The 24,105-nt window shown below is 40.4% G+C and carries 21 protein-coding genes, 1 tRNA gene and 1 other RNA gene; 1 reads left to right on the forward strand and 22 read right to left on the reverse strand.

Annotated features, from left to right (window positions below; genetic code table 11):
- Positions 1-55: 55 nt before the first annotated feature.
- From CTY48_RS13700 to CTY48_RS13725, 6 genes are all read right to left on the reverse strand, one after another.
- Positions 56-127 (reverse strand) — tRNA-Glu (locus tag CTY48_RS13700).
- A 168-nt stretch (positions 128-295) separates the two neighbouring features.
- A complete protein-coding gene (locus CTY48_RS13705) occupies positions 296-2,050 on the reverse strand; it encodes a glycoside hydrolase family 13 protein (protein ID WP_099469037.1) in 1,755 nt (584 codons plus the stop codon).
- A complete protein-coding gene (locus CTY48_RS13710; protein WP_099469038.1) occupies positions 2,050-2,892 on the reverse strand; it encodes a sugar ABC transporter permease in 843 nt (280 codons plus the stop codon). Before CTY48_RS13710 ends, CTY48_RS13705 begins: the two co-directional genes overlap by 1 nt.
- Complete coding sequence (locus tag CTY48_RS13715; protein ID WP_099469039.1) at positions 2,889-3,779, reverse strand: carbohydrate ABC transporter permease; 891 nt, start codon at positions 3,777-3,779, stop codon at positions 2,889-2,891. Before CTY48_RS13715 ends, CTY48_RS13710 begins: the two co-directional genes overlap by 4 nt.
- A gap of 95 nt (positions 3,780-3,874) precedes the next feature.
- A complete protein-coding gene (locus CTY48_RS13720; RefSeq protein ID WP_099469040.1) occupies positions 3,875-5,122 on the reverse strand; it encodes an extracellular solute-binding protein in 1,248 nt (415 codons plus the stop codon).
- Positions 5,123-5,162: 40 nt separating this feature from the next.
- Positions 5,163-7,148: an alpha-amylase family glycosyl hydrolase gene (locus tag CTY48_RS13725; RefSeq protein WP_236354940.1), complete on the reverse strand. Its 1,986-nt coding sequence runs from the start codon at positions 7,146-7,148 to the stop codon at positions 5,163-5,165.
- A gap of 185 nt (positions 7,149-7,333) precedes the next feature.
- Here CTY48_RS13725 and CTY48_RS13730 point away from each other — a divergent pair, with 185 nt between their 5' ends.
- A complete protein-coding gene (locus tag CTY48_RS13730) occupies positions 7,334-8,353 on the forward strand; it encodes a LacI family DNA-binding transcriptional regulator (protein ID WP_180272733.1) in 1,020 nt (339 codons plus the stop codon).
- A 69-nt stretch (positions 8,354-8,422) separates the two neighbouring features.
- Here the strand turns inward: CTY48_RS13730 and CTY48_RS13735 are convergent, their stop codons facing one another.
- From CTY48_RS13735 to spo0A, 16 genes are all read right to left on the reverse strand, one after another.
- Positions 8,423-9,391, reverse strand: a complete 969-nt coding sequence (locus tag CTY48_RS13735; RefSeq protein ID WP_099469042.1) for an effector binding domain-containing protein — start codon at positions 9,389-9,391, stop codon at positions 8,423-8,425.
- Between the two features lie 43 nt (positions 9,392-9,434).
- Positions 9,435-10,172 carry an aminoglycoside phosphotransferase family protein gene (locus CTY48_RS13740; RefSeq protein WP_099469043.1) on the reverse strand — a complete coding sequence of 246 codons (738 nt, stop codon included), beginning with the start codon at positions 10,170-10,172 and terminating at the stop codon, positions 9,435-9,437.
- Between the two features lie 89 nt (positions 10,173-10,261).
- Positions 10,262-10,993: an amino acid ABC transporter ATP-binding protein gene (locus CTY48_RS13745; RefSeq protein ID WP_099469044.1), complete on the reverse strand. Its 732-nt coding sequence runs from the start codon at positions 10,991-10,993 to the stop codon at positions 10,262-10,264.
- The gene (locus tag CTY48_RS13750) at positions 10,983-11,639 is read right to left on the reverse strand and encodes an amino acid ABC transporter permease (RefSeq protein WP_099469045.1); all 657 of its coding nucleotides are present in this window, start codon (positions 11,637-11,639) and stop codon (positions 10,983-10,985) included. The genes CTY48_RS13745 and CTY48_RS13750 overlap by 11 nt, the downstream gene beginning before the upstream one ends.
- Before the next feature lie 132 nt (positions 11,640-11,771).
- Positions 11,772-12,560 carry a transporter substrate-binding domain-containing protein gene (locus CTY48_RS13755; protein WP_099469046.1) on the reverse strand — a complete coding sequence of 263 codons (789 nt, stop codon included), beginning with the start codon at positions 12,558-12,560 and terminating at the stop codon, positions 11,772-11,774.
- 26 nt (positions 12,561-12,586) lie between these two features.
- Positions 12,587-12,931: RNase P RNA component class A (gene rnpB, locus CTY48_RS13760), an RNA gene on the reverse strand.
- Between the two features lie 53 nt (positions 12,932-12,984).
- Positions 12,985-13,908, reverse strand: a complete 924-nt coding sequence (locus CTY48_RS13765) for a ketopantoate reductase family protein (RefSeq protein WP_099469047.1) — start codon at positions 13,906-13,908, stop codon at positions 12,985-12,987.
- Positions 13,909-13,947: 39 nt separating this feature from the next.
- Positions 13,948-15,615, reverse strand: a complete 1,668-nt coding sequence (locus CTY48_RS13770) for a nucleoside kinase (protein WP_099469048.1) — start codon at positions 15,613-15,615, stop codon at positions 13,948-13,950.
- Between the two features lie 21 nt (positions 15,616-15,636).
- Complete coding sequence (locus CTY48_RS13775) at positions 15,637-16,407, reverse strand: Nif3-like dinuclear metal center hexameric protein (RefSeq protein WP_099469049.1); 771 nt, start codon at positions 16,405-16,407, stop codon at positions 15,637-15,639.
- Positions 16,397-17,095 (reverse strand): tRNA (adenine(22)-N(1))-methyltransferase, encoded by a 699-nt coding sequence (locus tag CTY48_RS13780; protein WP_099469050.1) that lies wholly within the window; start codon positions 17,093-17,095, stop codon positions 16,397-16,399. Before CTY48_RS13780 ends, CTY48_RS13775 begins: the two co-directional genes overlap by 11 nt.
- 36 nt (positions 17,096-17,131) lie before the next feature.
- Positions 17,132-18,235 (reverse strand): RNA polymerase sigma factor RpoD, encoded by a 1,104-nt coding sequence (gene rpoD / locus CTY48_RS13785; protein WP_099469051.1) that lies wholly within the window; start codon positions 18,233-18,235, stop codon positions 17,132-17,134.
- Between the two features lie 36 nt (positions 18,236-18,271).
- The gene (gene dnaG / locus CTY48_RS13790) at positions 18,272-20,050 is read right to left on the reverse strand and encodes a DNA primase (RefSeq protein WP_099469052.1); all 1,779 of its coding nucleotides are present in this window, start codon (positions 20,048-20,050) and stop codon (positions 18,272-18,274) included.
- Positions 20,051-20,079: 29 nt separating this feature from the next.
- Positions 20,080-21,090, reverse strand: a complete 1,011-nt coding sequence (locus CTY48_RS13795) for a deoxyguanosinetriphosphate triphosphohydrolase (RefSeq protein WP_099469053.1) — start codon at positions 21,088-21,090, stop codon at positions 20,080-20,082.
- 198 nt (positions 21,091-21,288) lie between these two features.
- A complete protein-coding gene (locus CTY48_RS19980) occupies positions 21,289-21,411 on the reverse strand; it encodes a hypothetical protein (RefSeq protein ID WP_268876715.1) in 123 nt (40 codons plus the stop codon).
- Positions 21,412-21,677: 266 nt separating this feature from the next.
- Positions 21,678-23,123, reverse strand: a complete 1,446-nt coding sequence (glgA, locus tag CTY48_RS13800) for a glycogen synthase GlgA (RefSeq protein ID WP_099469054.1) — start codon at positions 23,121-23,123, stop codon at positions 21,678-21,680.
- Positions 23,124-23,259: 136 nt separating this feature from the next.
- Complete coding sequence (spo0A, locus tag CTY48_RS13805) at positions 23,260-24,072, reverse strand: sporulation transcription factor Spo0A (RefSeq protein WP_099469055.1); 813 nt, start codon at positions 24,070-24,072, stop codon at positions 23,260-23,262.
- Between the last annotated feature and the right edge of the window lie 33 nt (positions 24,073-24,105).

The raw sequence follows: 24,105 nt of genomic DNA on the forward strand, positions 1-24,105 counted from the left end.
TACGTAACGTAAATTCTAAGTATTCTCGGGTTGGGCTGTTCTATTGAACAGTTAGTAGCCCGTAGGGGAATCGAACCCCTGTTTCTGCCGTGAGAGGGCAGCGTCTTAACCGCTTGACCAACGAGCCATTTGCTTGTCTCCGAAGAGCACTTGTATATAATATAATAAAACTTTATAAAAAGCAAGCACTTTTTTTATTTTTTTTTAGAAATTTGATTACAGCTTGGACATGCGCGGTAAATCTAGGCTTACATGGCCAAACTGTAACTTATTTTTCTGTATCAGAAAATTCCTGCTACATAAAAATCACTTTATACCCCAGCGGCTCCAGCAAATCTTTTCTTTTGGAGGATGCAAGAATCTCTTCTCCCTCCCAAGCTTCATATTCCTGCGCCGTCTGTGAAATATTAAAAAGAATAAGAAGCCTTCCTTTTGCGCTCTTTCTGACAAACGCAAATATATTTTGGTTGGTTTGTTCCCATAATACCTCATAGGATGTATTCTCATCAATGTATTCTTTTCTTATCTCGATTAAACGTTGAACAAATACACACAGCTTAGGATTTTGTCCCCAAACCATAGGGTTTCGATACTCATTTTCCGTAATTCCGCAAATCCCTTGTTCGTCTCCGTAAAACAAGCTAGGTACTCCTTCAAAAAGCATAAGAAGAATACATGCCAGCTTCCACTTACCTTCATCCCCTCTGCAAAGAGATAAAAATCTAGGTACATCATGACTGTCCAAAAGATTCAACTGTCCCCTTACAATGTTGGTCGGGTAGCGAAGTCTCATCTGCTCTAGCTGCTCTGCCAATGCTAAGCCATTGTTATTGTCATTGATTAGATAATCACGGCAAATTCTTCGAAATTCATAATTCATTGTGGAATCAAACGCATCTCCTCTTAACCATGTCTGCGCATTTTCCCAAACCTCTCCAATCAGTATGGCTTCCTTATTTTCCTTCTTTACCGCTTTTCTGAATACCCTCCAAAAATCCCGGTCGATTTCGTTTGCAACATCCAGTCTCCATCCGTCTACCTGATACTCTCTGAGCCAATATGCTCCTACCTCGGCAAAATACTTTTGAACCTCTTCGTTGGAGGTATTGAGCTTTGGCATTTTAGGCTCATAAGCAAAGCAGGCATATCCGGGTATTTCCTTTCCTGACTGCGGTCTGATAACCGGAAGTTCTAATTCGTAAAACCAATCAAAATATTTTGATTCCCTTCCTTTTTCTATGACATCCTCAAAAGCAAAAAACTGCCAGCTGCTATGATTAAATACCCCGTCTATAACAATTCTCATCTTTCTTTTATGAATTTCATTCACCAGATTTTTAAACTCTTCATCCGTGCCTAAACACGGATCAATATGATAATAATCAAGGGTATCGTACTTGTGGTATTCTCCGGCGGTAAATATCGGGTTCAAATAGATACAGGTAAAACCAATTTCTTGTATATAATCAAGATTTTCTAAGATCCCGTTTATCGTTCCTCCCAATCTTGACTTGCATACTGTTCCGTTTTCTAACACAATCTCTTTTTTGTCTTTTGGCGGTATCTTTTTTCCGCTTGCAAAGCTGTCCGGAAATATATTATAGACAACTGCATTTTTAAACCACCCCGGCACATCCGGTATCTCGTTTTTCAATATGTAAGGATATTGATAATACTCGCTCCTTCCCTCCAAAATCACCCCGTCCAGATTGAAATCTGCCTGTTCCTTTGTAAAGCGGTCGGAATAAAAATAAGTCCATTCCAATTCGTTTTCCAATTTAAAATAATAGCAGACACGTTTATACGGAGTTGTAAAGGAAACCTCATAGTAGTCAAAATACTCGTCTCTTGCGATAACGTCCATCGGCACCTGTTGAAACATAACCGGTGTGGTGTTGCTCGCTCTGTCTCCATAATACAAAATACAAGAAGATAAGTTTTCTTTCTCTGTTCGTATTCTGATTGTTAATTTATTTTCTGAATGGGCAAACGCATATTGCGATAACGGAATATGCAATATCGCTTTCCTATTTATGTTTTTATTTTTCATTATCCTTTGACACCTCCTGCTGTCAGTCCTGATACCATGTATTTTTGAATGCAGAAAAATAGTATCAGTATCGGAATGGATGTTAGTATGGATGCCGCTGAAAATAACGGCCAACTCCTGCTGTAATCATTTGATTGAAGCTGATATAACCCTCCTGCAAGCGTGTAACTGTCTTCCCTCATCAAAAAAGTGGTTGCAAAAAGGTACTCATTCCACACAAAAATCAATACCATAACTGCCGTAACTATAATGGCAGGTCTGGCAAGAGGTAAAATTATTTTCTGTATAATCTGTCCCGGGCTTGCACCGTCTATCTTTGCTGATTCTTCTATTTCTATCGGAATGGTATCAAAATACCCCTTCATATTCCAAATTCCAAATATACACATGCTTCCCGCATAAATCAGTATTAATCCTATGTAGCTGTTTATCAGATACATACTTTTAAATAAATAAAAGATAGCAAACATACTTAAAATTTGAGGAAATGCATTGAGCACAATTAACAGTTTTAAAATTTTCTCTCTTCCCTGAAATCGAAAACGAGAAAAGGAATAAGCTGCCGTTACCGAAGTCCCCATGGCAATCACCATTGTTCCTACGCTTAGAATAGCTGAATTCTTAAGCCATATCAGAAACGGTTCCTCCGTCAGTATCGCCTTATAATTTTTAATCGTTATATTTTCATACCAAATCAAATCACTTTTAAACGCCGTACTCCCATTGCTGATAGAAAGGAAAAATGCATAGCCAATCGGTATCAACACAAGTATGCACAACAAAATGAAAAAAAGATTTAAAATAGTAAGCCCTGCCATTTGTTTTACTTTTCTTATTTTCATATATTCTCCTCCTTAATACCGCGATTGATAAACAAAGAAAAGAAAATAATAAAGCAAAATATTACCATGGAAACTGCCGAGGAAAGCCCATAATTATTTGACACAAATGCATTCTGATATGCGTATGTAATTACAGTTTGCAGAGTAGCTCCTGTAAGAGAGCCCTTTTGCATGGTAAGCAGATATATAATATCAAATTGCTTAAATGTAGTGAATGTCGTCATAATAATGGCAGGTGCCAAAATCGGCCAAATGCAGGGTATCGTAATATATACATTTTTTGCCCACCAGCCGGCTCCATCCAGCTTTGCACTTTCATAATAACTTTGTTCCACACTTTGCAATGCTCCGTCCATCATCATAATGAGAAAAGGTAATGCCATCCATAAATTTAATACCATACAGGAGAAAAAAGCCGAAACATTTTCGGATAGAAACTCCACCTTGGGAAACCCCATTGCTGTAATAAATTGGTTTAAAAGCCCGTATTCCGTATTATACATACCAACTCTCCACAGAAGAATTGATATATATGCAGGCATTGCCCACGGAAACATCAGCAATGTCTTATACAGCCTTGCCAACTTCAGTCCCTTTATGTTTAAGCCCAGCGCTATAAAAAATGCAATTACAATCTGCAAAACCATATTGAGAGCCGTCCATATAATTGTGGTAAGCAATGCAGACAAAAATCCAGAATCAAGTTTTGTAAGTGCGCGGGAATAATTATCAAGGGCTATAAAACCATAATTATTCCAATGATATAGATTCATATTGGTAAAAGAAATATATAAGGTAAAAATAATCGGAAAAACGACTACCATACCAATTAATAAAAAAGAGGGAAAACTATATCCCCATGGAAGAAATCTGTTTTTCTTTCTCATATGATGTCAACTCCTATTTGTCTTTCAACTCATCAGCCCCCGCATCCCTCTTTCCTGAGGGATGCGGCTGCTTTTTGCACTGAATACAGACCGTTTTACTGCATATCACTGATTGCAGTTTCTGCTTGTGCCTGGTACTCTTTTGCTGCCTCCTGTACATCCTGACCCGATTTATTGACTGCCGCCAGAAGAGATTCGGAAGGTCCCCACATCACACTCATCTCCGGAACATTTGGCATCGGTTGAGCGGTTTCTGCCGTTCTCTTCATCGCAACTATCATTTCATCCTTTGCCACCTCTGTATAATCATAAGATATCTGGTTGGCAGGTGCACATCCTGATTCGAGTGCCAGTTCAATTCCTATCTGCGGTTTTGCAATCTCTCTTAATACTTTTCCCAGTGCATCCTTCTTATTTTCAGCGGCATATTTCATCACTCCTATGCCCTGCACTCCCGAATACGGAGACAAAGCGTTGCCATTTGGCAATGTAAAATCGGATAATGATTTTATTCCAAGATTAATTTCCGCTTCCTTGATACCTGAAATCAACCAAGGTCCTCCGATAATTGCCGCTGCTTTTCCTTCATTAAACAGTGTTGTTACCGTATTGTAATCTCCGTCAGCCTCCAAGGCTGCAAATTTTTTATTATATTCAATTGCCTCTATTGTTTTTTCATCATCTAATCCCGGCTTAGACTGTTCATTTATAATGTATCCGCCAAATCCGTTGATAAACGGCGCAACATTATAAGCTGTGGAATGCTGGTTCACCAAAGCGTATGTTCCCGCCGAGGTATCCGTGTTGCTCTCCATATACTCGTAAAGCTCTTCGGTTGTAGACGGTACTTCTCCTTGCCATAAATCTTTATTGTACAAAAACAGCAGTGTTTCAAAGTATACCGGCAAAAGATACTGTGTATCCTTGTAAACACCTGCCCGAAGTGTCATCGGAAGCATATCGGCATAATCGCTCTCGTCAAGTACATCCGTTATAGGTGCTAAAATCCCCATTTCAGCAAATGTACCCAGTGAGTCATGGGCATACAGATACATATCCGGCCCGTTTGCCTCATCGTTTCCATATAACTTCATCTGATCGGTCAATCCGGTCTTTCTCTCAAATTTAACGGAAATACCCTCACTGTTTAATGCTTCATTTACACCATCTTCCAATATCTCCATGATGGCATCATTTCCGTCATGCCAAACGACTACCTCCGTCTGACTATTACCGCTTTCTTGCGTTGTTGCTGCCGAAAGACTTTCTTTTTCACTCCCGCATCCGGCTAAACTCATTACAGCCATAGCCGCACTCAAAACCAATGCAATTTTTTTCTTCATCTTTTTTCACCTTTCATTAAAATTCTTTCATCCTTAACTTTTACCAATCAATACTGATTTCTCCTACCCCTGATGAAGGTACGGTATAACTGTGATTATTACCGCTTTGCCATACTACATTACCGGCTCCGTCCTTCTTGATTGCTTTAAACTCAATTTGTTTTCCTACCGGTAGAGATACTGTCAAATTCCAATTCGGGTAATTCGGGCAAGTTGCAGGTCCTACCGCCGCACTCGGACTCCAATTGCCAAGCTCTGCGCAGTTACCTGTAATATAAACGTTTTGTCCCCAAGTCGTCGTTGCATTTTTAATTGTAAATGTTACCGACACCGTTTCCGGATTCTCCGCCTCTTCATCTACCGCATAAATCTTAGCTTGATTACCTGCTAGGGTAATGCTCACCTTCTTATCTGCTGATACCGTAATCTTATCATTCGGATTCATAACATTTACCAGCGTAGTTCCCGGTGTAATACTGCTCTCGGCACGTATGGACATCGTCACGGTTTCCGTATCGGAAGAATTATGGAAGGCACAGATTAACTCCTGACCTTTATTTTCCCCGCTGTCCATCCTTCTGGAAAACGCATAAGTATGCGTCGCAGTCCACATTTCTCTCTGGGTTCCGTATCTCAGTGCCTCATATTCCTGTCTCAGCTCGTTCAAGTCTGCAATCAACTGATATGTATTTGTCGAAGTATCAAAATAATCCTTTATTACATTGCCGTTTTCATCCTTTGTCACCATTGACCAGCGATTCCATGTATCGGCAATACCGCTGATTGACGCTCCATTGGCATTTCCCCGGTTTTGCTCTGTTCCCTGAAAAACAACCGGAACTCCTCTTGCCGCAAATATAAAAGTCAGCGCATTGTGCAGCTTTGCAACATCGCCGCCTGCTTCGGTGAGAAAACGGTTTCTGTCATGGTTATCAATAAACGTAACCATTTCGTTTACATTTGTTCCGTAAAGATTATCCTGATCAAAAATTGACTGAATTGAAATTTCGGAAGTATTATTAAAATTCTGTCCGTATGCAAAATCATTTACAATGGCTTGGAACAAAGGAAAATCAAGCATTCCTGTTTCTGCATCGTCCCCCACCCAGTCTTTTATAAAATCCACATCCATGTCAAAGTTTTCACCGAAGGTAGTTACCCCCAAGTATTCCTCAAGCTCATGAATATCGGATGGCTTCATGCATTTCGCCGCATCAACTCTGGCTGCATCTGCTCCTGTATAGGTGAACCATTCTTTAATTGAGTCAAATACTGCCTGCTTTGCCTCCGGATTATCAAAGTCAATATCATCTAAGCCTCCCAAATCGCCTTCCTCCAGCATCTGAGTACTGGCACTTGTATGAGGATGCTCCAAATCAAAATTAATATCTCCTTTGTTGTGATACCATAAAACATTGTTAAACGGAGATGCCGGCTCTACCTGAGAACCTTCTTTCAGTCCCGTATTTGAAATATAATGAGCTGAGCTGCCGGTTCCCTGCAGGTAGTCTCCGATATGGTTTGGAACCACATCTAAAATTACCTTTATTTCATTATCATGGCAAACATCCACCAATTCCTTTAATTTTTCCTTACTCTCGTTCGGATCACTCGTTCCAAAGTATCGGCTGGCACGATTTGGATCATAGACATTGTAGCCATGATAGGCAGTTGGCCATTGCTTTCCGCTTGAATCCGGAACTCCCCATAGCTGCGGATCGGATACAGGAGATATCCAAATTGCAGTGTATCCCATATCTTTTATGTAGGAAATTTTATCTATGATACCCTGCCAATCACCCCCATGCATGTATCGAAAATCATCCTGCGAATTTTCCGTATAGCGAAAAGCCTCACCTGTTGCATTATTTGATGAATCTCCGTCATAAAAACGATCTACCATAATCTGATAAATTGACTCCCCCTGAAGACTATCTGCTGCATTGACCTTCATCTGAGGCAATAACGTTAATGTCATGACAATACAAAGAAATAAACTTCCTGATTTTTTCATTAATTTTTTCAACTCTTATCCCTCTCCTTCTCATAAGAAAATCATAGGTTTACTTTTTTTCTTAAAACACCGGTATTTATATGCAAATTATAACAATAAATCACTCCGTAGCAAATGTTTTCTATACATATTGCTTGATTTTTTTAGGTAATCGTTATACTATACCCATAAGAATTGAAGAGAGAAAGGGATTTCATATGGCTGTTACGATAAAAGATGTTGCAAAGGAAGCCGGGGTTTCCGCTGCAACGGTTTCGAAGATACTAAACAATAAGCCTTATATTTCAGAACAGACAAGACGGCATGTAAAAGAAGTGATGGAACGGCTTGACTATCATCCGAATGCACAAGCCAGCAATTTTAAGCATAAACGTTCGAATAACATTATATTTCTTGCAGTCACCGAATTACATACGGCTTTCCATAATCCTCATATGTTCGAAATACTATGCGGTGCGGAAAGCGTAATAAGAAAAAAGAATTATAATTTATCTTTTGTCGGTGTCTCAAGTCAAGAGGAGGCTTATACTACCATAAGAGAAATTGTAGGACGAAATACGGCGGACGGATTGCTGATACATGGTTCTGCGACGTCAAGACAATTGGTGGAATTCTTTGTGAAAAATAATTTTCCTCATATTATTATCGGAAGACCTCCTTTTGCCAGTACCTCCTGCTGGATTGATATAAACAATCGAGTGTCCGGGCAAATGGCAATGGAATATTTAGAAGAGTGCGGATATTCAAAAATTGCCTTTATAGGAGGTCCTAAAAGTGATGAAATATCAAGGCACCGGCTGCAAGGCTTTGTATCCTATATGAACATCAACGGCCTTTCCATAGAGGATGAATTTATTAAATACGGAAAATATACAAAGGAAAGCGGATTTTCTATGATGGAAGAACTGTTGCGCTATCCTTCTCTTCCGGATGCTATTATATGCGAAAACAATCAAATTGCAATGGGGGCGGTTAAGGCTATCACAAAAAATAATTTGTCTATACCAGAGGATATCGGTCTTATTACGTTTGATGACTATCCCTTATCGCAAATTATAGACCCGCCTCTGACAGTCATTGATATCGATGTCTATGAGATGGGCAATCAGGCGGCGGACATACTGCTTCGCAAGATTAAAAATCCTGCTCTCCAGGTGCAGTCTTTTACTACGCTTCCCAGACTGATTGTCCGTTCTTCCACCATGAAAAAAGTGTGAGCTGTGCTCACACTTTCTTGATGGGTTGCGTAGTGACATCTTCCGCTTGCATTCGTGCGCATAAGCAGTTTATTTTCTCTTGATCGGAATTAATAAGTCTAACTGTATAAAGTCACTTATTTCGCCATTATAAAGAGAAAAGGCGTTAATATGTTCCTCCAGACACCCTCCCATTTCAAGGGGTTCTCTCCAGTCAATGTCGTATTCTTTTGAAGCCTTCATTTGATCCATAAATAACTTCCATTCATGAAAATCTCCCATTTTAATGCAATGAGCCGCGTATAATCCGCCTTCAAATTCCTTTTTAACAAGTGGCAGCTTAACATCCATTTCCTTAGGCACCGATACCCAGAACTCATATCCATAGTTCTCACATTCCTCATTTGGTGACGGATTATTAAATCCATAAACTCGAAAATCAGGCTTAACAACTGTCAAGTTGTTCTCTTTGATAAATGCAGCTAATCGATTGCCGGATTCCTCTTCCGGATTTTCACCGATATACTGACTTGCTGCTACCGTAGTTGGCGGAAGATATAAGATTCTGATATCCATCTTGCTTTCAATCTTCTCATTTGCGTTATTGAGTGCGGACATTGCACACTCCTCCTTTAAACTAGATTTTGGAAGAAGAAGAGTATTTGTAATTTCTATCAAGTCCTGATCTTTTATTATATCCAAACGTATATGTTTTTCCAGGCTTGCATTAAGTCTTATTGTAAAGGCATTTAATATATCACGTACAATTTTAAGTGCATGGATGTCTTCATCCAGTTCCGCCATCTTTTGGAGTAAAATACGCAATGTCTCTTGCTGGCAATCATCGTTAAGTATGACTGCAATCTGCTTTAAAGGGATATGGAGCTTTCGCAAAATAATAATCTGCTGTAATCGGCTGATTGCAGTTTCATCATAAACCCTATATGCGTAATCCTCTTTCTTTGCACTTTCTATCAAGCCTATTTTTTCATAATACCTTAACATACGCGTTGATATATGAAACACTTTTGATACTTCAGATACAGTCATCAATTCCATTTACTCATCTCCTTTAAACTGATTGTAAAGGGCGACACAGTGTTCAAGTCAATACATTATTAAATAATATAAGCTGATTGATTTTCTCGCTGCTTCGTTCCGATAGCCGATGAAGCGCCATGACATAAATCGCCTTTTGCAAATCTGTTGTATCAAACTCACCATGTGCTTTTATCATATTTAAATATTTTTTAGACAACCGATTTGCATATTCGTACAAGATAACATAGGTCCTTGCAAAATCATAAATCGGATTACCAATTTTAGCATTTACCCAGTCAATGATACAATAGCCGTCTTCTGTATACATCAGATTTAGAAAATGATAATCAAGATGGCAAAGAATATCATCGTCAGCTATATCTGATATATATTCGATGGCACGCTCTTTTTGAGCGTCCTCCACGTTAAGCATTTCTATCGACTTCAACAAAAATGGATTAAGTCTCGGCAAATTCGTAACCCCTTTTTGATGAATTTTAAAAAAAATAGAAAATAAATCTTCAAGACCATTTTTATACTTTTCTTTACGAACTCTATCCGCAAGTGTTATTCCACTTATATAATCCATTTTTATGCTATGAGAAATTTCAGATGAATAATATTTAACCGTTGGCAGCCTTAGTTGATTGATTGTAGTTTGAATTTTCATTTCATATGCAATCCAATCCTCTGGATAGTCTTTATCAAAGCACTTATAGGCAAAACCATTCCAAAGATACACCTTAGCCATTTTACCTTGTCCAATTAATACTCTTTCTTTTTTAAATTGTTGTTCCATAGTCCCCCCTCAAATACCATCTTCCCATCATAGAAAACAGATAGGGTAATCGCACTAAGTGAGGCTGCCCTATCTGTTTTCTATCAAAATTATAATACCTTATTCAAAAAGTCAATTGTACGTGCATTTTTCGGATTACTGAATATATCTGCAGGTTTTCCTTCTTCCACAATATAGCCGCCGTCCATAAATATTACACGGTCGGAAACCTCTCTGGCAAATCCCATCTCATGTGTCACAACTACCATCGTCATTCCGTCTACTGCAAGCTGCTTCATAACCTCAAGCACTTCTCCGACCATTTCCGGGTCCAAGGCACTTGTCGGTTCGTCAAAGAGCATAATATCAGGATTCATCGCCAAAGCTCTTGCTATTGCAACACGCTGCTTTTGACCTCCCGATAACTTGGACGGATATACATCTGCCTTATCCTCTAAGCCTACTCGCTTTAGAAGCTCAAAACCTCTCTGTTTTGCCTCTTCCTTGCTGTACTTCTTAAGCTCCACCGGAGCCAGCATGATATTCTGGATTACTGTGAGATTGGGGAAAAGATTAAAGTGTTGGAATACCATTCCGATGTTTTCCCTCACCTTATTAATATCCGTCTGCTTGCTCGTGACATCAAATCCATCCACAATAACCGTGCCGCCTGTAATTTTCTCCAAACGGTTTAAGCATCTTAAAAATGTACTTTTTCCGGAGCCGGAAGGTCCAATCAGGCATACTACCTCACCTTCTTGTATCTCGACATCCATGCCCTTTAAAACATCTAAATGACCAAAGCTTTTTACAAGCCCTTTTACACTGATTTTACTTGCCATATGACATCCTCCTCTCCAAAGCCTTCGCTATTTTAGAAAGAGTTGTTATCACAATTAAATACATAATTGCAATAACTCCCCACATTTTGAAAACTTCAAAGTTTCTGGCAATAATGATACTTCCCGTTTTGGTAAGTTCCGGGAATCCGATAACCGATAAAATGGAGGTATCCTTCAGCGTAATGATAAACTGATTGATAATCGACGGTATCATGACTCTGATTGCCTGTGGAAGCACAACCTTCCGCATGGAAACTCCGTAAGGAAGTCCGAGACTTCTCGCTGCTTCCATCTGTCCCTTATCAATCGACTGAATACCCGCTCTTACAATTTCCGCCATGTAGGCACCTGCATTTAAGCTCAATGCGATAATACCTGCCACCAAAGCATTCAGCTTGATTCCCGTTGCCATCGGGATACCAAAATAAATGAAAAATGCTAAAACGATAAGCGGAACGCCTCGCACTAGATCTATGTAGATATTGGCAATGACATGCATCCACTTCTTTTTGGATACGTTCAGCATACCAAAAAACAAACCAATCAAAGACGCAAATATCAGAGATAAAAATGTAAGTTCAAGAGTGTTTCCCATCGCCGACAGCAAGGTTACATAATTCTCTTTCAGTAATTCTATTATTGACATATCTTACCCACTTTCTTTCATATCAACATGAAACACATGACCTTTTGACCTTGGTATCATATAAATATACTTAAGTGATAACACGTATGTCTCCACACGTGTTATCCATTTAAATATAATTACATTCGCATATTACTTCGTATACTTATCAATAATTGCGTCGTAAGTTCCGTCTGCCTTTATGTTCTCAAGACCCTTGTTGAACATTTCAAGAAGCTCTGCATTCTCTCCTTTTTTAACGGCAAAGCCATAGGAGCTTCCTGCTTCTCTGATGTCGCCCGGCATCTCAAGCTTCGCACCCTGCTGGATGTTGTAAGCCATTACCGGATAATCCTCAAAGCATGCCACTGTATTTCCTACAATAACATCCTGATACATGGTCGGTGAATCAGAAAACTCTGTAATCTCAAAGCCGTACTGATCTGCGATTGATTTTGCAAAGTCAGCACCGTTTGTACCTGTTTTTACCGCCACCTTCTTGCCTGATAAATCCTCATAGGAAGCCACGTCTGATCCCTGTGCCACACCCATGGTTACATCCGCCTCATAATAAGGGGTTGAAAAATCATAGGTATTTTTTCTTTTATCTGTAATTGACATTCCGGCAATAACACCGTCAGCCTGTCCGGCCTCCACTGCAAGGATTGCCGCGTCAAAGCCTAATGAATTTATTTCATACTCAAAGCCCTGGTCCTTCGCAATCGCTTCCAAAATATCCATGTCAATTCCCACAAAATTATTGCTTGCATCCGTAAATTCAAACGGTGCAAATACGGTATCCGTAGCAATCGTATACTTTTTTGCTGCTGCATCACTTCCCTCAGCCGCAGTTCCTTCCTTTGTCCCACCGGAACACGCTGCTGCTGTAACTGCTAATGCAAGCGTTGTCACCAGTACCAATGCCTTTTTTAATTTTTTCATATTTCTTCCTCCTTCTGTTTTCTTTTTATGTAAGCAGGACTATAAGCCGGGTCATGTCGTGAATGATCATCTATCTAGAATCTATGTTGCCATAGATTTCAAGCGACCTACCTAAAGCCAGCGGGCAACTGTATGCTTATATTCGGTCTTGCTTCGGATGGGGTTTACATATGCCTGTCTTGTTACCAAGCCAGCGGTAGTCTCTTACACTGCCCTTCCAACCTTACCGGTTAAACCGGCGGTATATTTCTGTTGCACTATCCTTGGAGTCACCTCCACCGGACGTTATCCGGCATCCTGCCCTATGAAGCCCGGACTTTCCTCACCTGCGGTCTTTCGACACTTGCAGCCGCGATCATCCATCCTACTTACAAAAAAATATTTTAACATACCGAAGGTTTTTACACAATAGTAAATTAACGTGTCAGCTTTCTTTCAGGTAGATATCCTCCTTGGCTTTCAGCGCCAAATACAAGGTATCATTCACGGGAGTCGGCACTCCCGTCTTCTTTCCATACTCGATAACGGTTCCTGCAAAATAGTCAATTTCTGTTCTTCTCTTTGCCTCAATATCCTGAAGCATTGAGGTTTTTCCCTCCGGAGTAAAGTTTACAATGACCTCCTCAATCTGGTCCACATCCTCCATCGTCAAGTTTACCTTGCAAGCTTCTGCGATAGCAAGCACCTCCAGCATCGCACTGCGAAACAGGGTAAGAAGCTCCTTATTCTGTCCAAAATATTTGAATTTTGCCTCCGCAACCGCCGATGCCTGATTCACGCCTACATTCAGCATCCACTTTCTCCAAAGCATACGCTTCATATCAGGGAAAACCTTCGAACAGATACCGGCATTTCTCAAATACTCGTCCACCTCAGCTACCTCACCGGAGATAACCGTATTATCCTCATAACCAAGCTGAACCACACCGTCATCCGTGTTTACAATTCCGTCCTCTGTCCGAAGCGCATCAATCCCCATCGATAGCCCGAGCAGTGTGCGGGCTGTCGGATATGCCTCCCGAATGCGGTCACTTGCCGTTATTCCGTTTAAAAGCGGAAGCATAATTGTGCCGTCCTTCACCAAATTCTTTACATCTGCAATCGCTTGCTCCAAATCATAGTTTTTTACGGCAAAAATAATCAAATCCATCTTTGTCTCTTCCTCAGAAGAAATCAGCCTCGGCTTAAAAACAATGCCATTTACCCGAAGCCCTTGTTTTTCCAGACGTTCTCTTCGGCTTTTGTTTGCCACCACATAAAATTTATCACCATAGGTGAGATGCAGGTATTTGGCATAAACGCCTCCTACCGCACCGCTCCCGATTAATGCAACCTTTTCCATACTCATACTTATCTGCCTTCCATTTGTACCTTACACCTATAATCTTTATACATTAAAACAACTTCCGCCTACGAATTCACGCAAAATCGAGTTATTTGGAATCTCTTCACTGCCAATCGCCAGAAAATAATCCAAAAACTTCAGCAGTCTTTTCGCTTCCGGATACTCCGGCTCAGTTTTATCAATTCCAAATAAAAGCGGCTCCGCATACAGCTTAAGCACCGCCAGCTCATAAATCAGGGCAGAGTTAAACATGACATCTGCCTCTTCCTGATAAGGGAATATATTTCTTTCTTCACCTCTTCGAACCGAATACCACATATCGATTGTCTGCTTCGCGGAAGTCCCTCTTGTGCGGGCGTCTCTTACCATTCTTCGAATCAATCTTCCGTCCGTACTCGGTATACGGTTATGCTCGTCAATGTTAAGCTGAGTCAGTGCACTGATATAGATTTTAAATTTATTTTCCTTCGGAAGAGAATAGGAAAGCTTGTCATTTAAGCAGTGGATTCCCTCCAAAACAAGAATATCATCCTTGCCAAGCTGCTTAAAGTTTCCTCTGTATTCTCGCTTGCCCGTCTTAAAGTTAAAAGTAGGCAGCTCCACTCGCTCTCCTCTAAGAAGTGCTGACATATCCTTATTAAAAAGCTCTATATCAATGGTTTCCAAGGCTTCAAAGTCATATTTGCCAAATTCATCTTTCTTGACGTCTTCCCGGTTGATAAAGTAGTCATCTACCGCAATCGGGTGAGGCCTTAATCCGTTTACCTCAAGTTGAATGGACAGACGATGTGAAAACGTCGTCTTTCCCGATGAGGACGGCCCTGCAATCATAACAAATTTGACATCCGGTTTGTTTATGACCTGCTGGGCTATCTCTGCTATCTTCTTCTCCTGAAGTGCCTCTTGAAGCAGTATCAGCTTGCTCGCCGTGCTGGATACAATCCTGTCATTTAAGGCTCCGACGCTTCCGATTTCCAGCTTCTCGCCCCATCTCATGGATTCTCTTTGTACCTCAAACAGCTTCTCCTGCGGCTTAAAAGGAGGTACTACTGCCGGAGCCTTACTTGTCGGAAGCTGGAGCACCAAGCCTCCCTTATATAAATACAACTCGTAATATTTAATCATACCGACATTTTGCACCATATAACCGTAAAAATAGTCTTCAAAATTATCTAAGCTGTAAATATTGACTTTCGACGGTCTTCGATATCGGAATAATCTCTCTTTTTCTAACATTTCATACTTATTAAACAATTTAATCGCATCTTCCGTATGAATGGTTCTCTTTAAGATTGGCAGCTTCTGTGCAGAAATCTCCTGCATTTTCGCCTTTATCTTGCCGACAAATTCCTCATCCAGCACAATATCTCCGGTTATTGTAAAATAATAGCCGCTGCTCACGGAATGGTGAATTCTCATGTCCTTGATATTCCCTTTACCTGCCACCTCATAGGCAGCTTTTAATAAAAGCAGCACCGCACTTCTTCTGTAAGTCATATTGCCGATGGAATCACCTGTCGTGATGAAGGAAATGCTGCATGGCTCCTTCAGTCTCTTGTGAAGCTCTCTTAGCCTGTTTTCTATCATCACAAGGACAATCTCCTGCTCCTTCTTCGGCTGATATTCCTCCGCAATTGTGGTAAATGCAGTGCCATAAGGATATTCTCTCTCTTCTCCCTCAACGTTCACTTTTATCATTTCATTTTCCATCGTGCTGCCTCCTTTACTAAGCTATATAATTTGAAAAGGGTCACTTCTTTCTTCCGCATATACGTTTATTCCTGCAAATTTATTCCGAATAAATTCCTCCATATATTTGACAAAAATATGCTCAATTCCGTAATGCCCCGCATCGATTATGACAAGGTTTGACGCCGCCGCATCAATACCCTCGTGGTGGTCGATATCACCGGTAATCATAACCTGCACCTCTGCGCGGATTGCACTCTGAATGTAGCTTTTTCCTGAGCCCGGCATAACTGCCACTCTTTTTATTTTCTGGTCAGAATCGCCGAACACCTTTACATGATTAAGAGAAAATACCTCTTTTACATATTCACATAATTCATATATCTCCATCTCACGCGGGAGGAGTCCAATCTTTCCAATGCCGTGCGCCTCATCTGTCTTTTCCAGTATTTCCTGATTGGCAAGTTTTAAATAATCGGCCGCCAAATCAGCCATCACCGTGACATCAAAATTTGTGTGCATCGCATAATAATTTATATCATTTTGAATAAGGCTTCGGATTCTTCGTCCGATAAACTCTTCATCTGTAATGTTCTTTACACCTTTAAAAATTAGGGGATGGTGGGTCAGAAGCAAATCTGCTTTTTTATTTATCGCATCATTCACCACGTTATCTGTCGCATCCAACGCAATGTAGACACAATTAATCTCTTTTTTCGCAGAACCGATTTGAAGTCCTACGTTATCCCATGCTTCCGCCAAATTTGAAGGTGACAGCTCTTCCAATATCTCTATTAAGGAATTACACTTCATAATATGTCAGAGCCTCCTTTATATATTCTAATTCTTTTTCCACTTCGGCAAGTCTTAATCCTTCCTTTTGCTTTGGATGACTTGCAAGTGTCTCAAAAATATTTGTGTAGGTCACAAACTCTTTCTCCAAAAATATCTTCAACACCGGATTTTTATTTTCCAACAGCTTTTTTCCGTATTTGTAAAATACAGTTTTCTCATAAGAAGGAGTTTTTTCTTTTATCACTTTCATCATCGGATAGAATTTATCATCCTCCAATATCATATTTTCTTCCACAATCGCATATCCACGGTCAATTAAAAACCTCCTGACCAGTTCAATTTCCGATTGAGGCTGTAATATCAATTCCCGAAAATCCTCCAGCTTTTTCTCTCCGTCTGTTATGATTTTTATGACGAGTCCGCCTCCCATTCCGGCTATGACAAGGGTATCTCCTTCCCCCTCCTGCAATGCTGTCACTCCGTCCGAAAGTCTCGTTGTTATGTAACTTTCCAGCTTATGCTCTGCAATATGCTCCTTTGCCCTCTCGATAGGTCCTTTGTTGATATCCATCGCAATTGCGGATGGTATTTTTTCTGTTTTAATCAAATAAATCGGCAGATATCCGTGGTCGGTTCCCACATCCACCAGACGGTTCCCTCTGCTTACCATGTCTGCCACAGCAGACAGTCTGTTTGATAACTGCATTTTGCCTCCATATATCCATTTGTATTATCGTGCAGACTATTCCAAATAATCCTTCAATTTCCGGCTCCGGCTTGGATGTCTTAATTTTCTGAGTGCCTTTGCCTCAATCTGTCTGATTCTTTCTCTAGTCACATTAAATTCTTTTCCTACTTCCTCCAAAGTCCTGGCACGTCCATCATCCAAGCCAAAACGAAGACGTAACACCTTCTGTTCCCGCTCTGTCAGCGTATCCAGCACTTCCATAAGCTGTTCCTTCAAAAGAGTGAACGCTGCCGCCTCGGAAGGAACCGGAATGTTATCATCCTGAATAAAATCTCCAAGATGACTGTCCTCCTCCTCACCAATCGGGGTTTCCAAGGAAACAGGCTCCTGGGAAATCTTTAAGATTTCTCTCACGCGTTCCACCGGAATATCCATCTCCTTTGCAATCTCTTCCGGCAGCGGCTCACGCCCCATATCCTGAAGAAGCTGTCTTGACACACGGATTAATTTGTTGATTGTCTCAACCATATGAACAGGAATTCGTATTGTTCTTGCCTGATCAGCAATTGCTCTTGTGATAGCTTGTCTAATCCACCAAGTGGCATAAGTACTGAATTTATAGCCCTTCGTGTAATCAAATTTTTCTACCGCCTTAATAAGTCCCAGATTTCCTTCCTGAATTAGGTCGAGAAAGAGCATTCCACGCCCTACATAGCGCTTCGCAATGCTTACTACAAGTCGAAGATTAGCCTCAGCAAGCCTTTTTTTTGCTTCCTCGTCGCCTTTCTCCATTCTTTTAGCAAGCTCGATTTCTTCCTCGCCGCTCAGAAGCGGAACCTTTCCAATTTCCTTCAAGTACATTCTGACCGGATCATCAATTGAAATTCCATCCGGCACAGACAAATCCAGAACATCCAGCTCTGTATCTTCTTCCTCTTCAAGCAGGAGGGGCTCCTCTTCCTCCTCTTCTGTCATTTGAAGTACGTCAACATTATTTTTCTCAAGCACATCCAAAACCTTTTCAAACTCTTCACTAGACAGCTCTACATCAGAGAAAAAATCATTGATTTCCCTATATTCCAGAACATTTTTTTTCTTCTTGGAAAGCTCCAGAAGCTCTCTCATCATGTCACTTAAATTCAATACGTTTTCCTGCATAGTATTCACCCTTCCATAATCTTTTATATTTTAGCCCTAATCTAAGGAAATATGCAATGTTCGAAGTTTTTCAATCATTTTCTTTCCCTCTGTCAGTTTTTGCATTTCTGCAATAATATCACCAGAGTTCATATTGGAACTTTTATAAATCAAACTGTTTTCCTTCACTCTCACAAGCGTTTCCTGCAAAGCCTTTTCCTTATCACCTTTTGTTTCTACTGCCTTCGGCTTTGTGTTAAACAACGCCGCCACCTGCTTATGCTCTTCCTCATCTGTAAAATGATTGATAATTTTTGCAGGGTTTACCTCATCTTTTTCAAGCTGCTCGAATAAAATAGCTGCCACCGTATAATACAACTGCTCCGTAAAATCATCCGGTCCGATATACTGCTTAATTTTATCGTACAAGCCCTCTTCTTCTATCAAATACGTAATTAAAATTCTCTGGGATTCCCTCATTCCCCCGTCCTTTGGCTTCGTATTGCCTGCTGCCTGCTTCGGCTTCTCGCGCACCGGCATTCCGCCTAGCTTGATTGCAACACTTGTCACAAGACGTCTTAAATTCTCATATCCCGTATTGTACTTCTCCGCAACCGCCTGAATGTAATTTTCCCTCGTCAGCTCCTCCTGAAATTCCAAAATCTTCTTCGCAATCTCATGAAAAAACTTTGTCTTACTCTCGGGATCTTTCATATCAAAGCCCTGCTCCAAAATTTCAAGCTCAAACATAAAACTGTTTGTCGCCTTCTCAATTCTTTCCTCGTATGCCTCTGCACCAAGGTTCTTAATAAATTCATCGGGGTCCTTATACGGCCGCATATCAATAATCTTGACTGTAAGCCCGACCTCCTTCAAAATCGGGATGGCACGCACTGCCGCATTCCTTCCCGCTCCGTCACTGTCGTAGGTGATGTACACCTGCTCCGTGTAGCGCTTCATCAGATTGGCATGTCCCGGTGTCAGTGCCGTTCCAAGGGAGGCAACCGCATTCGTAAAACCTGCCTGATGAAGCGCAATCACATCCATATATCCTTCGCAGAGCAAAAGATAGCTCTTTCTCGCAGTTCGCGCAAAATTAAGCCCGTACAGATTCCTGCTTTTGTCAAACGCTCTCGTCTCGGGAGAGTTTAAGTATTTGGGACTTCCATCTCCCATGACTCTGCCGCCAAAACCAATCACCTTGCTGTTTACGTCCATAATCGGAAAAATAACCCTGTTCCAAAACTTATCGTAAAAGCCTCGCTTTTCATCTATATTAAACAAGCCTGTCTCTTTCAATATCTCATCGGAATAACCCTTGTCCTTAAAAAACCGATACAAATTATCACTATACTTGCTTGAATATCCAAGACCAAACCGCTTGATGGTATCCTCGGTCAGTTCACGTTTGGTCAAATACTCATGCGCTGTTTTTCCTGCATTCTGTTTTAACTGGTAATAAAAATATTGTGCCGCCTGCTTATTGATATCCAATATTGTGGTTTTTAAATCCGCCTGCCGTTTTGCTTCCTCGGAGTATTCTATCTCCGGCAGATCAACACCCGCGCGTTCCGCCAAAAATTTCAGTGACTCCTGAAAGGTATAATTTTCATATTCCATAACGAACGTAAAGACATTTCCGCCCGCTCCGCACCCAAAGCAATAGTACATCTGCTTGCCCGGGGATACCGAAAAGGACGGTGATTTCTCATTGTGGAAGGGGCAAAGCCCGAAATAAGAGCTTCCCTTTCTCTGCAGTCTTACATAAGAAGACACCACATCCACTATATCATTTTTCGCTCTGACTTCCTCTACTAAATCTTCTGGATAAAACATAATCCTGCCTCCAACAATCTATCTAAATCTTAATACACATTCCATGATTTTGGCATAAAATACTGGGCAAATTTCGACATCGCATACTGGTCTGTCATGCCCGCAATATAGTCACACACCACGCGCTCTATATCCTCATTCTTTTTCTCTATCATATCAATGTATTCCTGTGACATATCCTCATTGTGCTTCATATAATGCTCAAACAATGCGACAAGCATCGCCTTTGCCTTCGTCTCTTCGCCCTTTGCCTCCGGATTTTTATAGACGTTCGCAAACATAAAAGCACGAAGCTCCCTCATCGCCTCTCCGACCTTATCCGACATGATAATATCCGGCTTTCCCTCGCTGTTTTTCACAATGTCGTGGATAATCGTATTCAGTCTCTCCCGCACGGAAAATCCAAGAATTTTGCGGTACTCTAAAGGCAAATCATCCTCCGTCAATATTCTTCCTCTGATGGCATCATCGATATCATGGTTGATATAGGCAATTTTATCCGCTAATCTGACAACTTTTCCCTCCAGCGTAGAAGGATTTCCTGCTGTGCCGTGGTTTAAAATTCCGTCTCTCACCTCTACAGTCAGATTTAGACCTCTTCCGCCCTTCTCCAGCTTTTCTACAATTCTGATACTCTGCTCGTAATGTTTAAACCCGTGGCTGCATACAGAATCCAGTGCTGCCTCTCCGGCATGTCCAAATGGGGTATGTCCCAAATCATGTCCGAGAGCAATCGCCTCCACAAGCTCTTCGTTTAGCCTCAGTGCTTTTGCAATCGTTCTTGCCGTCTGGGAAACCTCCAGTGTATGGGTCAGCCTCGTCCGGTAATGATCACCCTCAGGCGATAAAAATACCTGTGTTTTCTGCTTGAGACGTCGAAAAGACTTGCAGTGCAATATCCTGTCCCTGTCTCTCTGATAAACAGGACGGATATCGCAAGCTACCTCCTCGATATCTCGTCCTTTTGAATTTTTGCTAAGTGCCGCATATTTACTTAGGTAATCAGCTTCCCATTGTTCCAAATTTTCTCTTATTGTCATGGTTTATCACCTTTCCTTTAACATCACAGCTTAACATGCTTCAATTATCTCTCTATTATATATATTCTACAAAGATTTGCAAAATCCTTTTTCATATCACAGGAAATTTCGCAGAAATTTCCTGTGATATGAAAACTATTTATGTGCACGAATGTGAACGGAAGATGTCACTACGTGACTATATTCAGCGCAATAAAATTATTTTGTTTCTTTTGTTTTCTTGCTCTCTGACTTGTTTTCTTCTTCCTTTAGCTTTTTTATATGCTCCTGTGCTCTTTTCTTTAGATCTACAGGCTTTCCGTTTCTATCTGTATAATCCATTTTATATGCCGCCTTTCTTATAGCATTTTCTATATTATCGAATATATGTTTTGATAGGTATTCTTCTTATTATAGTTTAATTGTCTAATTACGTCAACTGACATAGACTGTGTCTTCACATAAGTATGCATAACAAAGGTGTGAGCGAGTTAGCTAGTTGCGCATAAATATTGTTTCCTATAATATAAAATAAGAGAAACATACAACACCCTTGTATGTCCCTCTCATCTTCCCGAAAATCGCTTTACTGTCTCGGATTTTATTCCTTACGCAGAAGTCATATCATCATACAACTTCTCATATTCTTTCGCAGAGGTCTTCCATGAAAAATCCTTCTCCATTCCTCTGTCAATCATCTTGTTCCATTCTCGTTTTCTGTTATAATAAACCCGCATTGCATATTTAATTGTAGCAAGCATCTCATGTGCGTTGTAATTCTGGAAGCTAAAGCCGGTGCCTGTACTTTCATACTCATTGTACGGCTCGACGGTATCCTTCAAGCCTCCTGTCTCTCTTACAATCGGTACGGTTCCGTAGCGCAGACTCATCAACTGGCTCAATCCGCAAGGCTCAAACAACGACGGCATCAAGAAAGCGTCACACGATGCATATATTTTATGGGACATAGCTTCTGAGTAAAAAATATTTGCCGATACCTTGTCAAAATATTTCCAGTCATAATGCCGGAACATATTTTCATATTTCGGATCTCCCGTTCCCAATACGACTAATTGAATATCGAGAGAACAAAGATCTTCCATCATATATGCAATCAAATCAAAGCCTTTTTGATCTGTAAGTCTCGAAACAATTCCAATCATGAACTTCTTGGAGTTTACCTCCAATCCGAGTTCTTCCTGCAATGCCAGTTTATTTTTAATCTTTTCTCTTCTAAAATTCTTTAAATTATACTTCTTCGCAATATAGCTGTCTGTCTCCGGATTGTACTCTTCATAGTCAATTCCGTTTACAATTCCATGCAAAACATTTGAGCGAGCGTTGATCAGACCATCTAAATGCTCCCCATAAAAATTTGTCTTAATTTCCTCCGCATAGGTATTGCTCACCGTTGTAATCATGTCCGCATAAACCAAACCGCCTTTGAGCAGGTTGGCATCCCCATATGCCTCCAATTTGTCCGGTGTGAAGTAATACATGGACAAGCCTGTGATATCTCTTGTCGCCTTTAAATCCCATATTCCTTGGAATTTTAAATTATGAATCGTCATAATTGTTTTTATATTTGAATAAAATTCATCCTTGTAAAACCGGTCTTTCAAATAAACAGGTATCAATCCCGTCTGCCAATCATGGCAATGTATGATGTCTGGCCGAAAGTCAATCAGCGGCAATGCAGAAAGAGCTGCCTTAGAAAAAAAGGAAAACTTCTCAATGTCGGTAAACATTTCTCCATAGGGTTTGTCGCCGGACAGATAATACTCATTATCAATAAAGTATATTTTTACACCGTCATATTCCGTTTCCAATACCCCCACATATTGGGTCCTCCATGCTAAATCCATATAAAAATGGGTTACATAGCTTAGGCTGTTTATATACTTTTCCGCTATACATATGTATTTCGGTATAATTACTCTTACATCGTACTCTGTTTTATCAAAATATTTCGGCAGCGAACCTACAACATCCGCTAAACCTCCGGTTTTAATAAAGGGGACTGCTTCTGAAGCCACAAACAAAATATTCTTCATAATAATACCTCCAAGCCCTGATTAATAAATACATTATATTGAATTACTCCATAATTCAATCTTATATCCCATTCGGAGTTATAATGCTAGTCATAGTATAACATAAATCAAGGGCTCATTAAAGTATTAAAGCTGTCTAATTTGGGAAGTTGTCCTTCTTTTTATATTCCAGTCTTATTTTGTCAGCTATTAAGGCAACAAATTCTGAATTTGTCGGTTTTCCTTTTCCTGTATTAATGGTATAGCCAAACAAGGAATCAATCGTATCCATTTTTCCTCTGCTCCACGCTACCTCAATCGCATGACGGATTGCCCGTTCTACACGGCTTGGCGTAGTCTGATGCATTTTCGCAATCGTAGGATAGAGTATTTTTGTGATGGAATTAAGCATTTCCATATCATTTACTGACATAATAATAGCATCTCTTAAGTATTGATACCCTTTGATATGTGCAGGAACACCGATTTCATGTATCACATTTGTAACGTCTGACTCCAGATTTCTTGTCACATAATCCCGTTTATTTTCATAAGCATTTACTTTTCTGACTTCCTGTACATGCTTCGGTGCAACATTTTTGGCATTCTTGATTCGATTCAAAACAATTGTATTGTCAAAAGGCTTCATGATATAATAATCAGCCCCTAAATTAAACGCATCCTCGGTAATCCTTTCCTGTCCTACTGCCGTAATCACAATAAAGGCAGGGCGTTTTTTCATTGTTGAATCTCTGTTTACTTTGTCCATCAGACTTAATCCGTCCATTTTAGGCATAATAATATCCAACAATACTACATCCGGTTCTCTCTCCTTGATAATATGGTAGGCTTCTTCCCCATTTCTAGCCTTTCCGACTACCTCAAGCTCCTCATCACTGCTGATAATCTCATCGAGCAGATCCACAACTCTCGAATTATCATCCGCGATCGCAACGTTTAATTTACCCATCAAAAACTCCTCCTTAGATATTTCTTTCCCTTA

The organism is Konateibacter massiliensis (assembly GCF_900184995.1).
Classification (GTDB): Bacteria; Bacillota; Clostridia; order Lachnospirales; family Lachnospiraceae; genus Lachnotalea; species Lachnotalea massiliensis.

Excerpts from the sequence above, each read along its gene's own strand:
- spo0A (WP_099469055.1), bottom strand. The coding sequence starts at position 24,072 with ATGGGTAAATTAAACGTTGCGATCGCGGATGATAATTCGAGAGTTGTG.
- CTY48_RS13755 (WP_099469046.1), bottom strand. The coding sequence starts at position 12,560 with ATGAAAAAATTAAAAAAGGCATTGGTACTGGTGACAACGCTTGCATTA.
- CTY48_RS13740 (WP_099469043.1), bottom strand. The coding sequence starts at position 10,172 with ATGGAACAACAATTTAAAAAAGAAAGAGTATTAATTGGACAAGGTAAA.
- glgA (WP_099469054.1), bottom strand. The coding sequence starts at position 23,123 with ATGAAGAATATTTTGTTTGTGGCTTCAGAAGCAGTCCCCTTTATTAAA.
- CTY48_RS13770 (WP_099469048.1), bottom strand. The coding sequence starts at position 15,615 with ATGGAAAATGAAATGATAAAAGTGAACGTTGAGGGAGAAGAGAGAGAA.
- CTY48_RS13775 (WP_099469049.1), bottom strand. The coding sequence starts at position 16,407 with ATGAAGTGTAATTCCTTAATAGAGATATTGGAAGAGCTGTCACCTTCA.
- CTY48_RS19980 (WP_268876715.1), bottom strand. The coding sequence starts at position 21,411 with ATGGATTATACAGATAGAAACGGAAAGCCTGTAGATCTAAAGAAAAGA.
- CTY48_RS13750 (WP_099469045.1), bottom strand. The coding sequence starts at position 11,639 with ATGTCAATAATAGAATTACTGAAAGAGAATTATGTAACCTTGCTGTCG.
- CTY48_RS13705 (WP_099469037.1), bottom strand. The coding sequence starts at position 2,050 with ATGAAAAATAAAAACATAAATAGGAAAGCGATATTGCATATTCCGTTA.
- rpoD (WP_099469051.1), bottom strand. The coding sequence starts at position 18,235 with ATGCAGGAAAACGTATTGAATTTAAGTGACATGATGAGAGAGCTTCTG.
- CTY48_RS13730 (WP_180272733.1), top strand. The coding sequence starts at position 7,334 with ATGGCTGTTACGATAAAAGATGTTGCAAAGGAAGCCGGGGTTTCCGCT.
- CTY48_RS13780 (WP_099469050.1), bottom strand. The coding sequence starts at position 17,095 with ATGCAGTTATCAAACAGACTGTCTGCTGTGGCAGACATGGTAAGCAGA.
- CTY48_RS13735 (WP_099469042.1), bottom strand. The coding sequence starts at position 9,391 with ATGGAATTGATGACTGTATCTGAAGTATCAAAAGTGTTTCATATATCA.
- CTY48_RS13720 (WP_099469040.1), bottom strand. The coding sequence starts at position 5,122 with ATGAAGAAAAAAATTGCATTGGTTTTGAGTGCGGCTATGGCTGTAATG.
- CTY48_RS13745 (WP_099469044.1), bottom strand. The coding sequence starts at position 10,993 with ATGGCAAGTAAAATCAGTGTAAAAGGGCTTGTAAAAAGCTTTGGTCAT.
- CTY48_RS13710 (WP_099469038.1), bottom strand. The coding sequence starts at position 2,892 with ATGAAAATAAGAAAAGTAAAACAAATGGCAGGGCTTACTATTTTAAAT.
- CTY48_RS13795 (WP_099469053.1), bottom strand. The coding sequence starts at position 21,090 with ATGACAATAAGAGAAAATTTGGAACAATGGGAAGCTGATTACCTAAGT.
- CTY48_RS13715 (WP_099469039.1), bottom strand. The coding sequence starts at position 3,779 with ATGAGAAAGAAAAACAGATTTCTTCCATGGGGATATAGTTTTCCCTCT.
- dnaG (WP_099469052.1), bottom strand. The coding sequence starts at position 20,050 with ATGTTTTATCCAGAAGATTTAGTAGAGGAAGTCAGAGCGAAAAATGAT.
- CTY48_RS13765 (WP_099469047.1), bottom strand. The coding sequence starts at position 13,908 with ATGAGTATGGAAAAGGTTGCATTAATCGGGAGCGGTGCGGTAGGAGGC.